Here is a 12,153-nt window from a genome sequence, read left to right as displayed (position 1 = left end):
TACTATTTATTTCCAAAAATGGCATCTAGCATTTCGAATATTTGTACTTTGTTAATCGGTTTTGAGATATAGTTTGTAAACCCTGCGCTAAGTATTCTTTCTTTATCTTCTGTAGAAGAATAGGCAGTATTGGCAATTATTGGAATAGTTTGATTAAATGTTCTAATTATATTAAAAGCTTCAAAACCATCCATTATTGGCATTTTAATGTCCATAAAAATCAAGTCAATACCTTGGTTTGCTTCACAAATATCAACGGCTACTTTTCCGTTAACAGCTCTTAGGATATGATAGTTTTTTAATAAAAGTATTCTTTGTAATAGCATAAAATTGATGTCATCATCTTCTGCTATTAGAATAGTTTGATTGGTAATGGTCTCGCTTTTTTGAGGTTCTTCTTTTACACTCATATTTAGTTTAGTTTCGTCATACTTTAAAGGGATAGTAAATGAAAATTTAGAGCCTATGCCTACCGTGGATTCTACATTAATAGAACCACCCAATAATTCTACATATGCCTTGGTAATGGATAAGCCTAATCCCAATCCGCTAATCTGAACAGAGAATTTGTCTTCAATTCTTCTAAATCGGTCAAAAATGATTTGAATGTTATCTTTTTCAATTCCTTGGCCAGTGTCGCTAACCCAAAATTCGATAATTTCTTTTTTTTCATTTACGTAATAACCAACGTTTACAGATCCATTGGTAGTAAATTTTAAGGCATTTGTAACTAAGTTTGTTAGAATTTGCTTTAATTTTACTTCGTCCGTAAGAATTTTTGTTTTTGGTTTTGATGAACTTTCTTGGATTAAAAATTGTAAATTCTTTTCTTCTGATACTGTTATTTTTATAGAATTATATAATTCTGAAATGCATTTTTCTAGGTCAATTGCCTTATAATTTGGTGTTATTTGTTTAGAATCAATTTTAGACATTTCTAATAAGTCTTCTATAATAGAAGTTAAATTCTTGCCGCTATTTCTAATGATTTTAAGGTATTCGTTTCTATCTTTTAAGTCCAGGTTTGGATCTATTAACAAGTCGCTAAACCCCATGATAGCATTCATGGGTGTCCTTATTTCATGGGATAGGTTAGCCAAGAAAGAAGATTTTAACTTATCACCTTCTTCTGCTTTTTGTTTTGCAATCTCTAATTCTTTTCTTTGGTTGTTGTTTTCTTCAAAGAGATTACTAATATGGATAAATTCTCCCCTAATATTCCTTAGATTGTTTATGGCTTTTTCATCTTTAGTTTCTAGAATGTTTGTAATAAGATCTATTGGTCTGTAAACCCATTTTCTATAGTAATAGAGATAAACCAATAGGTTAATTATTGTAGCAACTAGTATAGTGATTAATATTTTTTTTGATGTGATAAAATTTAGATGGAATGGCCTTTCAAAAACAATGTTTGACACTTTTTTATTTTGTAGATCATTTAGGCTTAAATTAACGTATATCGCATCTTTACCTTCTGCATTAATTTTAAAATCTTGAACAATTTTTATTTTTGAACTTGTGATTTTTTCAAGATTTTTAACGAAACCACCACCTAAAATTCTGGCCATAAAAAAGTAACCAGAAGGTTTAAATTTGTTTTTATGTAAGTCGTTAGAGGGATGTATTGTTGCTCCAAAAACCTCTAAAATTCCTTCAGGAACTCTTTTGTAATACCTAACAAGTTTGTCGTTATAGAGCTTGTTTAATATTTCTTGAGGGATTTGACCTATAGTATTTAAATGATCCGATGTGGTTTTTGAAATTAATCGATTACTTAAAGTATAAACACCTATAAAATCAGCATCATAAGTAGGAAATTGACTTTCTATATATTCTTTATACCACTTTTGGTCTTTTGTTTTAAGGTAACTAACCAGTTCGTCCCAAAAGGTTACATCTACAATTGCTGCAATGTGTGTTTTAGAATTTAAAGTAAAAATTGAATTCACCTCATTTTCATATTCCTTAGATGCAGCATTATATACCTGTTTCTCTTGTTTTAGCGTGTAAAAATAGAGGCTGCAAAAAAGAATAAAAAACAAACCACTAGTGGCTAGAATTAATAGCAACAAGCGTTGATAGGTATTTAAGCTCGAGATAATTCGCATTAACTTATGACAACTTTAAGGAATAAATATAAAAGATAGAATGATTAACCCTATTGGGGTAAAAAATCATTAGATAAAATAAATCCCCTTGGGTTTATTCAAGGGGATATTTATTATTTTAAAGTTAATGTCTGGGTTCTGTCTGGCCCAACAGACAGATATTTAATTGGCACCTCTAATTCTTTTTCTAAGAAAGCAATATAATCAGCCAGTTGGCTAGGAACTTGTTCAATTGATCTGATACCTGTTAAATCTGTCTTCCATCCCTCAATGGCTTTTAAAACTGGTTTAGGTTGAATAGAAATGATATCATAAGGCATATAATCAATCGTTTCGCCATTGTGTTCATAATGTGTACAAACATATATCGTATCAAAACTATCTAATACATCTGCTTTCATCATGATCAACTCTGTTACGCCATTTAACATGATAGCGTATTTCAATGCGGGCAAATCAATCCATCCGCAACGACGAGCTCTACCGGTAGTTGCACCAAATTCATGGCCAATTTGACGAAGGTTTTCACCAACCTCATTGTCAAGTTCGGTAGGGAATGGTCCACCGCCAACACGAGTACAATAAGCTTTGAAAATCCCGAAAACATCACCCACTTTATTAGGAGCAATACCTAGGCCTGTACAAGCGCCTGCGGTTGTAGTGTTAGATGAAGTTACGAATGGGTAAGAACCAAAGTCAACATCTAACAAAGTTCCTTGAGCACCTTCTGCTAAAACTTTTTTGCCAGCTTTTAAATAGCCATTTACAAAGTGTTCGCTATCTACGTGAGGAATGTTTTTTATAAACTCTATAGCTTCAAAAAATGCAGCTTCTTTTTCAGTTAAATCATATTCGAACTCGTAATGAGAAAGAATTTCTTTATGCTTTTCTACTAATTTGTTGTAACGAGCTTTAAAATCTGGTAAAGTAGTATCGCCAACGCGTAAACCATTACGACCAGTTTTGTCCATATAAGTTGGACCAATACCTTTTAAAGTAGAACCGATTTTGCCAGCGCCCATTTTTTGCTCATTTGCAGCATCTAATAGTTGGTGGGTAGGTAAAATTAAGTGTGCTTTTCGAGCAATTACCAATTTACCAGTTGCTACTGGATCATGTCCAGCTTTTTTTAAGTTGTCTAGCTCTCTTTTTAAAATAATAGGATCAATTACAACACCATTGCCAATAAGGTTCATGATATTTTCATTAAAAATTCCAGAAGGAATGGTGTTGAGTACGAATTTTTTGCCATCGAACTCTAAAGTGTGACCAGCATTTGGACCACCTTGGAAACGTGCTATCATATCATATTGTGGACTTAATACATCAACAATTTTTCCTTTACCTTCGTCGCCCCATTGTAGGCCTAGTAGTACGTCTACTTGCGTCATTATTTTAAATTAGAATAGAAATTTATATTAGATAATTAGTTTGCATTTAGCTTTTGTGAAGCGGCAGATTTAATTGTAGCAGCTGCACTACAATCAAAACACACGCCATACATATTTAAGGAGTGGTGTTTAATATCGAATTTTAATAAATCACCAACCATACTTTGAATTTGATGGATACGAGGGTCGCAAAACTCTACAACTTTACCGCAATCAATACAAATAACATGATCATGTTGGTGGTAACCATACGATTTCTCGAATTGCGCCATATTTTTACCAAACTGATGTTTAGTAACCAAATCGCATGAAACCAATAATTCTAAAGTATTGTAAACCGTAGCCCTGCTTACGCGATATTTTTGATTTTTCATGTGGATATAAAGAGTTTCCACATCAAAATGGTCATTTCTAGAATAAATCTCTTCCAGAATGGCAAAACGCTCAGGGGTTTTTCTTAAGTTTTTATTTTCGAGATAGGCTTCAAATATTTTTCTAACCAACTCACTAGTATTCTGTTCAGACATAGTTTTAAACTCCTCTCCAAAGGTATATAAATGATTACACAGATTAAAGTGATATCACAGATTAATAATTAACACAATGTAAAGATTGTTGATTACTTCTTATTATTTAATTGCTAATCCCGATAACTATCGGGAGTTATTATGTAAATTGAAAACTGTTAACTGTTACTTGGCATCAAATCTTGTAACCCCAGTTACTCCCTTTACCTCTAATAAATTCTTAATCAGGTTATCTAAATGGTCTTTATCATTAACAAAAATCATAATTGAGCCATCGAAAATTCCATCGTTGGTATCAACCGTAATAGAACGCATATTTACTTTAAAATCGTTTGAGATTACCTTTGTAATGTTGTTTATCAATCCAACATCATCAATACCAACAATATGCAAACCTGTTAAGAAAGTTAATTCTTGCTGGCCATTCCATTTTGCTTTTACAATTCTATAGCCATAATTTGCCATCAGCTGAGCTGCATTGGGGCAATTTGTACGATGAATTTTAATGCCCTCGCTTACCGTTACGAAACCAAAAACATCGTCACCAGGTATTGGATTACAACAAGCTGCCAATGTGTAGTCTATCTTTTGTAAATCCTCACCAATTAACAAGGTATCTGAACCGGGCCCTTTAACTTTATTTAGTAAGGCTTCAACATTCTTATTGTCGGGTTTAAAATCATTACCACGATTTTCTATTTCCTTTTCACTCGATAAATATTCCTTTAAATCCTTCAATTCAATTTTTCCATTCGCTACAGCGATAAAAAGATCTTGATTTGATTGAAGTTTGAAATAATAAGTAAGCTTATTTAAATTATCGGTATTGTAAGTTATTTTTAAGGATTTTAGTTTACGCTCTAAAGTTTCCTTGCCATTTTCTGCTACTTTTCGTTTTTCTTCTTTTAATGACGATTTTATTTTAGACTTCGCCTTTGCGGTTACAACAATATTTAACCAATCTTCTTTTGGAACTTGCTTGCCAGATGTGATAATTTCTACCTGGTCGCCATTTTGAAGTTTATGAGAAAGAGGAACTAGTTTATGATTTACCTTGGCACCAATACATTTTGCACCAACATCGGTATGGATTTCAAAAGCAAAATCTAATGCGGTTGCGCCTAGAGGCAATTGTAACAATGCGCCTTTGGGGGTAAAAATGAAAATCTCATCAGAGAAAAGATTCATCTTAAAATCATCCAAAAAATCTAACGCATTCGCTTCTGGATTGCTGAGCATTTCCCTTACTTTTTGAATCCACTGGTCCAAACCGTTATCATTACTAGACTCTTTGTATTTCCAATGTGCTGCAAAACCTTTTTCAGCAATCTCATTCATCCTTTGCGTACGAATTTGAACTTCAACCCACTGTCCTTTTGGACCCATTACTGTTGTGTGAAGCGATTCGTATCCATTTCCTTTTGGTGATGAGACCCAATCTCGTAAACGATCTGGATTTGGCCGATATAAATCTGTAACTATTGAATAAGCTTTCCAACAGTCTGCTTTTTCGTGTTCAGGAGCACTATCTAAAATAACCCTAATTGCAAAAAGATCATAAACTTCATCAAAGGGAATATTCTTCTTTTTCATTTTATTCCATATCGAATGGATTGACTTTGGGCGGCCAAATATATTTGCAATTAGACCTTGCTCTGCTAATATTTCATTTACTGGCTCAACAAATGCCTTAATAAATGAATTTCGTTCTGCTTTTTTCTCATTTAATTGCGTAGCGATAAATTTATAAGTATCTGGCTCTAGGTACTTCATCGATAAATCTTCTAGCTCAGATTTGATGGCGTATAAACCTAATCTGTGTGCAAGAGGAGCATATAAATAAATTGTTTCTGATGCTATTTTTAATTGCTTATGCCGAGGCATAAAATCCATGGTACGCATGTTATGCAAGCGATCAGCAAGTTTGATTAAGATTACACGAACATCATCTGCCAGTGTAAGCAACATTTTTCTGAAATTTTCTGCTTGTAAAGAGCTGTTATAATCGAAAACGCCAGATATCTTTGTTAATCCATCAATAATCTTTGCTGTCTTTTTGCCAAATTCACGCTCAATATCCTCAAGTGTGATATCTGTGTCTTCTACTACATCATGCAATAAGGCACATACAATAGATGTGGTTCCTAAACCAATTTCTTCGGCGGCGATTTGTGCAACGGCAATAGGATGATAAATGTAGGGTTCGCCAGATTTTCTACGCATATCTTGATGGCTTTCTAATGCCATTTCAAATGCTTTTCTAATTTCCTTTTTATCTCCTTTTTGTAATGTAGATTTAGAAGCACGTAAAAGTGCTCGATACCTTTTTAAGATTTCTTGCTTTTCTGCCTCTATATCAATTACTAAAGTGTTCTTCATTTGTGTTTTCTAGGTAAATTTTTAGTATTTTTAACTATAAAAGATTATATTCGATTGTAGATAAAACGAATATATAAAAATAGCTATAACTTTGTACAGGCATAAATTTATGAAATATTCTCGTCTCTTTATTCTGTTATTTGTCATTCTTGCTGCTATGGGCGTAAAAGCTCAAGAAACAACAGAGCATGTTATTTGGCCTGTGCTTGGTAAAAATGACACTATTCGAGTTGCAGCTACCAATGATGGCGGTTATATGATTCCTTGGATTGCTTTGCAAGAGGTTAAAATCATGGGGCTGCGTATTTGGCGCTCCGCTGCAGATCAAGCTGCTTTTAACAGATTAAGGTATAATGTGTTAAAAGTAATGCCTTATGCTTTATACGCTAAAAGAAGGTATGAAAAACTAGAGCGTGATTTAGCTTTGGTTAACGATAAAAAGACACAAAAGAAATTGGTAAAAGAATGTGATAATGAAATCAAAAAAATGTTCAATACCGAAATCAAAGAACTGACCATCACCCAAGGTCAGATATTAACCAAGTTAATTGATAGAGAAGTAGGCAGAACAACTTATGACATTGTGAAGCAAACAAAAGGAGGTTTTGCAGCGTTCTCTTATCAATTGGTGGCAAGAGTTGTGGGTCATAACTTAAAAACTACCTATAGTGCCACAGAAGACAAGGATATCGAATCTATCATTGTCAATTCTGGTTACTACCAACAATAAATATGAATTCTAACCAAACGATATATCCATTTAAAGCCAAGTTGCTAAGTGGAAAGGAAAAGAACTTGTCTGATTTTAATGGAAAAGTTGTAATGATAGTGAATACGGCCACTGGATGTGGATTTACGCCACAACTTAAAGAACTTCAAGAATTAAGAGATGAATATGCAGATAAAGGATTTGAAGTTTTGGGTTTCCCATCAAATGATTTTGGTGGGCAAGAACCCTTAGACGGTGCAGCTATTAACGAATTTTGCGAAGTAAATTTTGGAGTTCAATTTCCAATGTTCGAAAAGATAATGGTTAGAGGAGAATTAGCTCATCCTTTGTTTAAATTTTTAAGTGATAAAAAATTGAATGGACATGTAAGCTCATCACCACGATGGAATTTTCATAAATATATCATTGATAAAAATGGAGAGGTAGTCGATTATTTTTATCCATTTACAAAACCAAGTTCTTCAAAAATAAAAAAGAAAATTCAGCGCCTGCTGGATGAAAAATAAAATAATGAAATTAGATATACTTGTATTGGCCGTACATCCTGATGATGCTGAATTGGGTTGTTCTGGAACAATTTTAAAACATATTGCTTTAGGAAAAAAAGTAGGAATTGTAGATTTTACTCGTGGCGAATTGGGTACTCGTGGAACGGCTGAAACGCGTGATTTAGAAGCAGCAGACTCTGCTAAAATCTTAGGTTTACACGCTCGTGAGAACCTAAGGTTTAAAGATGGATTTTTCAAAAATGATGAGGAACACCAATTAGAAATAGTAAAGAAGGTACGCAAATACCAGCCAGATATTATTTTAACCAATGCTTTGCATGATCGCCATCCAGATCATGGTAGAGCAGGTGATTTATCAAACGATGCCATATTTTTATCGGGTTTAAGAAGAATAGAAACTAATGTTGATGGAGAAAATCAAGAAGCGTGGAGACCAAGGTTAGTTTTACAATATATTCAAGATAGGTACATCAAACCAGATGTTATAATTGATGTTACTGATTTTATGGACAAGAAAATAGAATCTATAAAAGCCTTTAAAACCCAATTTGCCAGTAGCGATAACAGCGAGCCTCAAACCTATATCTCTACTCCAGAATTTTTTGACTCAGTAATTGCCAGGGCTAGGGAATTTGGAAAGAATATAGGTGCTAAATATGGTGAAGGTTTTACCTCGAGGAAATTATTGGGAGTAGATAACCTTTTCAATTTACTTTAAGCCCATACGTTATTGTCTTATTGCTTTACAACAAAGTAGATAGTTATTTGTTACTCTAAAAACGAATAATTATGCCAAATATATTCTCCTCTCTCAAAAATGCCTATCAACTTTTTAAACATATAGATTTTAATCAGCTTGATGCTTTATCTAAAAAAGTAGACTTGCCAAAAATGGTTGAAACGATTTCATCATTAGATGAAAAACAACTTTCTGCTATGATGAAAATGATGGGCGGCAACACCAAGAAAAAGGAATTGCCACCAATAGAAGGAGATTTTTATCATCTTGGAGATGAAGCCTTAAAAGATGCAGACAGGGAATTACAACTTAAGGTTAGGGCTGTACTTGAAAAAGATGTGAAACCATTAGTTAATCGTTATTGGAACAAAGCGGAATTCCCTTTTGAGATTATACCAAAGCTAGCTGAATTAAATATCTGTGGTTTAACCTATCAGGGTTATGGTTGCCCTGGGAAATCAAATTTAATGGAAGGAATTTTAGCTATGGAAATGGCGAGGATAGATACTTCAGTTTCTACTTTTTTTGGAGTGCAGAGTGGCTTGGCAATGGGTTCTATTTATTTGCTGGGCTCTGAAGAGCAAAAACAACAATGGTTGCCAGCTATGCAACAGTTTAAAATTATTGGCGCTTTTGGGTTAACCGAGCCTGAAGTTGGTTCTGGAGCGGCAGGTGGTTTAGGGACAACTGCAAAAAGACAAGGCAATAAATGGATTATAAATGGCCAGAAAAAGTGGATTGGTAATGCCCCTTTTGCCGAAGTAACGATAATTTGGGCAAGGGATTTAGCGGATGATGAAGTAAAAGGATTTTTGGTAAAAAAAGAAAATCCTGGTTTTGTGGTAGAAAAAATGCAAGACAAGATGGCGTTACGCATTGTACAAAATGGACTAATTACACTTACCAATTGTGAGGTTGACGAGGAAGACAGGTTACAAAATGCTAATTCATTTAAAGATACAGCTAAAGTCTTAAAAATGACCAGGGCTGGTGTTGCTTGGCAAGCAGTTGGTTGTGCTAGAGGAGCTTATGAAGCAGCATTAAAGTACACGCAAACTCGTAAACAATTTGGCCGACCAATAGCCTCATTTCAATTGATACAAAATCACTTGGTAGAAATGTTATCTAATTTAACTGCTATGCAAACTTTGTGCTTTAGATTATCGCAATTGCAAGATCAAGGATTGTTAACTGACGAACATGCTTCTTTAGCTAAGGTGTTTTGCTCCATGCGAACTCGTGATGTCGTAAGCAGGGCAAGAGAGGTAATGGGCGGAAACGGTATTTTGCTCGAATATGATGTGGCTAGATTTGTTGCAGATGCCGAAGCAATTTATTCTTATGAAGGCACAAAAGAAATTAATACCTTAATTGTAGGAAGAGCCATAACTGGTTTTTCTGCATTTGTTTAACTATTTTTAACGTATGAGTTTACGTTATGCTTTCTTCATTTGCCTTTTATTTATTGGACTTACCAGTTCGGCTCAAAAGGAATTGGTACAAATTAAACCTGCCAAACCAGAAATTGGAGAAAAGGTTGTCATCAGTTTTTTATCTAAAAACTTAACTTTAAAGCCAGTTTTAACATTTAGTTACAGCAATTTTTTTGAGATGGCTAATACAATGTCGCTAACTCAAAATGGCGACCATTGGGAAATATCTTTTGTTGTGCCTAGGTATGCAAAATATGCATCATTTTATATTAAACAAGGAGACAGCACTTATCGGCCAGATGCCAAAAACCATTATGAACTTATTTTTTATAAACAAGGTAAACCAGTTTTTGACACCTATTTATATAAATCTTATAGTTTAAGTGCTCAAATTGGTAAATCTGATTCTCTAAAAATAAAAGTTAATCAGTTAATAGAGAAAGAAATAAACCTTTATCCTAATAATTACGCAGCAAAGCTGAAGCTTTTGGCCAATAAAATGGCAGATGATAAGCAAAATGCTCAGCAATATTTAAAAGAAGCATTAATTTTAATTGATAAAAAACTCAAAGAAAACCCAACTGATATGGGTAACATTAATCAAGTAACGATGGGTTACTTAATAATGGGAGAAAACAAAAGGATAGACACTTTGAAAACCATGCTGCTAAAGAAATATCCAAAATCTGAGGTTGCTTATGAGTATCTATATGAAGATGCCTATAAGACCAAGAATGAAGCTGAGCGGATTAAAAAATTGGAGCAGTTGTTAGCCTATACAACGGATGGTGAAAGTTCAACGCTATCTGGAATTCATCAAAATTTATTTGAATATTATGCGAAAGCAAAAAATGAAAAGAAAGCATTGCAGCATGCTAGGGTAGTTGCTGCTGTACAAAATCCTTGGTTACCAAAGGAAATTAAAGAGATTGCTTCAACGCTAGCAGAAAATAACCTAGCATTAGATACCGCCTTAATGTATGCTAAAAAATCCTTAGAGATGATTGACGATTATCCTTTTGGAGTAATCCGATACTTTCCAGAGTATGGCTACATTCCAGGTTATGTGGCTAATAAACCTTCATTAATTCAAGAACAAAAAGGAGAAATACTTTCGATAATTGGCAATATCTATGTAAGGCAAAAGAAATATGCATTAGCAGAAGAAAAGTTAAATCAATCTATTGCGCTATCAAAAAACATAGCTGTTTATCATAATTTTGCTTATTTATATGAACAAACTAATCGACCAAAATTAGCATTTGATGCATATAGAAAAATTCTTCTACAAATGCCCGTAGATTCAAGTATGCTAGCTTCTTTTAAAAGAAATTATATTGCCTACAATGGCAAAGCAGATGGGTTTGAACAACAATTAGCCCTAATGCAACAAGATTGGGAAAAGCTTATTTTACCAAAATTACAGGCTGGTAAGGTAAATATTACTGCCCCAATTTTTATAAACGTTTATGACATGAAAGGGCAAATGGTTGACCCAGCAGTTTTGAAAGATAAAGTTGTGGTTTTAGATTTTTGGGCAACTTGGTGTGTACCTTGCATTGAAGGATTTCCTTATATGCAAAAGGTTTATAACCAATATGCCAATAATAAAGACATTGTATTTATGATAATGAATTCTGGTTCAAAAAATAGTTTACAAGACGCCATAACCTGGGTTAATAACAATAAATTCACTTTTCCTATTTATTATAACGATCGCAAATTGGCGGAAGCTTTTAATGTAAATACAATTCCTTCTACTTTTATAATTGATAGAGCTGGTAAAATTCAATATAAAACAGTTGGCTTTGAAGGCCCGATTATGGAAGCAAAGTTAGCACTTGAAATTAAGGATTTGTTAGCTCAATAATTGGTGCCACCAACTAAGAAGATTTATTTGAATGGATTTTTAAGTAATCCAAAATTGCCCATTGCGCCTTTTTCATAAAGAGCAAGGCAGGATGAATTGTATTTTGCATCAAAATTGATTTCTCCTGGCGAAAGAGTAGTAGGTGTACTTGCGCCTTCTAAAAAGAAGTAGACTTTTGTATTTCCATATTTACTGTGTGGCATTAGATTTCCGTACTCAATTAGTTGTGCATTAAGAGTGTCCTTAACTGTTACCACATAAATTCTTTGAATTGGACCTGTGTTATTTTCATTCCTATAAGTTGCAAACTCCTTAAAACCACCTTTCAAGTCTTCAATGCCAGTTTGTGTAAGCATATCTTTAAGCATCCATCCAATGATAACTAACACAATAATGATGATGAATATATTTTGTTTTTTAATGCGCATTGTTTTACTTAATGTTTTAACCACATAGAAACATAGAAA

Annotated in this window: 10 protein-coding genes; 5 read left to right on the top strand and 5 right to left on the bottom strand. The window is 33.6% G+C overall.

What is annotated here, in order from left to right:
- Positions 1 to 2: 2 nt before the first annotated feature.
- The 4 genes from EZ428_RS17530 to EZ428_RS17515 form a co-directional block, all read right to left on the bottom strand.
- Positions 3 to 2,108, bottom strand: coding sequence for an ATP-binding protein (locus EZ428_RS17530; protein ID WP_131554485.1), 2,106 nt, complete (start codon positions 2,106 to 2,108; stop codon positions 3 to 5).
- Positions 2,109 to 2,221: 113 nt separating this feature from the next.
- Positions 2,222 to 3,499 carry an adenylosuccinate synthase gene (locus tag EZ428_RS17525; protein ID WP_131554484.1) on the bottom strand — a complete coding sequence of 426 codons (1,278 nt, stop codon included), beginning with the start codon at positions 3,497 to 3,499 and terminating at the stop codon, positions 2,222 to 2,224.
- 35 nt (positions 3,500 to 3,534) lie between these two features.
- Entirely contained in the window at positions 3,535 to 4,026 is a 492-nt protein-coding gene (locus EZ428_RS17520) for a Fur family transcriptional regulator (protein ID WP_131554483.1), read from the bottom strand.
- A 165-nt stretch (positions 4,027 to 4,191) separates the two neighbouring features.
- Positions 4,192 to 6,405, bottom strand: a complete 2,214-nt coding sequence (locus EZ428_RS17515; protein WP_131554482.1) for a RelA/SpoT family protein — start codon at positions 6,403 to 6,405, stop codon at positions 4,192 to 4,194.
- A 109-nt stretch (positions 6,406 to 6,514) separates the two neighbouring features.
- Between EZ428_RS17515 and EZ428_RS17510 the strand changes: the two genes are divergently transcribed.
- The 5 genes from EZ428_RS17510 (at position 6,515) to EZ428_RS17490 (ending at position 11,686) form a co-directional block, all read left to right on the top strand.
- Positions 6,515 to 7,135: a DUF4294 domain-containing protein gene (locus EZ428_RS17510; protein ID WP_131554481.1), complete on the top strand. Its 621-nt coding sequence runs from the start codon at positions 6,515 to 6,517 to the stop codon at positions 7,133 to 7,135.
- Positions 7,136 to 7,137: 2 nt separating this feature from the next.
- Positions 7,138 to 7,641, top strand: a complete 504-nt coding sequence (locus EZ428_RS17505; protein WP_131554480.1) for a glutathione peroxidase — start codon at positions 7,138 to 7,140, stop codon at positions 7,639 to 7,641.
- A gap of 4 nt (positions 7,642 to 7,645) precedes the next feature.
- Positions 7,646 to 8,362 carry a bacillithiol biosynthesis deacetylase BshB1 gene (gene bshB1, locus EZ428_RS17500; protein ID WP_131554479.1) on the top strand — a complete coding sequence of 239 codons (717 nt, stop codon included), beginning with the start codon at positions 7,646 to 7,648 and terminating at the stop codon, positions 8,360 to 8,362.
- Between the two features lie 71 nt (positions 8,363 to 8,433).
- Positions 8,434 to 9,795, top strand: coding sequence for an acyl-CoA dehydrogenase family protein (locus EZ428_RS17495; RefSeq protein WP_131554478.1), 1,362 nt, complete (start codon positions 8,434 to 8,436; stop codon positions 9,793 to 9,795).
- A gap of 13 nt (positions 9,796 to 9,808) precedes the next feature.
- Complete coding sequence (locus EZ428_RS17490; RefSeq protein ID WP_131554477.1) at positions 9,809 to 11,686, top strand: redoxin family protein; 1,878 nt, start codon at positions 9,809 to 9,811, stop codon at positions 11,684 to 11,686.
- 23 nt (positions 11,687 to 11,709) lie between these two features.
- On the opposite strand, the gene EZ428_RS17485 is transcribed toward EZ428_RS17490, so the two are convergent.
- Positions 11,710 to 12,114, bottom strand: a complete 405-nt coding sequence (locus EZ428_RS17485) for a hypothetical protein (protein ID WP_131554476.1) — start codon at positions 12,112 to 12,114, stop codon at positions 11,710 to 11,712.
- Between the last annotated feature and the right edge of the window lie 39 nt (positions 12,115 to 12,153).

It is taken from the genome of Pedobacter frigiditerrae (assembly GCF_004331645.1).
GTDB classification, from domain to species: domain Bacteria; phylum Bacteroidota; class Bacteroidia; order Sphingobacteriales; family Sphingobacteriaceae; genus Pedobacter; species Pedobacter frigiditerrae.
The sequence above is the reverse complement of the archived record's forward strand: the minus strand, read 5'-3'. Positions and strand labels throughout refer to the sequence as shown.

What these genes read in the sequence shown, in the direction of transcription:
- EZ428_RS17520 (WP_131554483.1), bottom strand. Translation starts at nt 4,026, where the DNA reads ATGTCTGAACAGAATACTAGTGAGTTGGTTAGAAAAATATTTGAAGCC.
- EZ428_RS17525 (WP_131554484.1), bottom strand. Translation starts at nt 3,499, where the DNA reads ATGACGCAAGTAGACGTACTACTAGGCCTACAATGGGGCGACGAAGGT.
- EZ428_RS17530 (WP_131554485.1), bottom strand. Translation starts at nt 2,108, where the DNA reads ATGCGAATTATCTCGAGCTTAAATACCTATCAACGCTTGTTGCTATTA.
- EZ428_RS17510 (WP_131554481.1), top strand. Translation starts at nt 6,515, where the DNA reads ATGAAATATTCTCGTCTCTTTATTCTGTTATTTGTCATTCTTGCTGCT.
- EZ428_RS17495 (WP_131554478.1), top strand. Translation starts at nt 8,434, where the DNA reads ATGCCAAATATATTCTCCTCTCTCAAAAATGCCTATCAACTTTTTAAA.
- EZ428_RS17485 (WP_131554476.1), bottom strand. Translation starts at nt 12,114, where the DNA reads ATGCGCATTAAAAAACAAAATATATTCATCATCATTATTGTGTTAGTT.
- EZ428_RS17490 (WP_131554477.1), top strand. Translation starts at nt 9,809, where the DNA reads ATGAGTTTACGTTATGCTTTCTTCATTTGCCTTTTATTTATTGGACTT.
- EZ428_RS17505 (WP_131554480.1), top strand. Translation starts at nt 7,138, where the DNA reads ATGAATTCTAACCAAACGATATATCCATTTAAAGCCAAGTTGCTAAGT.
- EZ428_RS17515 (WP_131554482.1), bottom strand. Translation starts at nt 6,405, where the DNA reads ATGAAGAACACTTTAGTAATTGATATAGAGGCAGAAAAGCAAGAAATC.
- bshB1 (WP_131554479.1), top strand. Translation starts at nt 7,646, where the DNA reads ATGAAATTAGATATACTTGTATTGGCCGTACATCCTGATGATGCTGAA.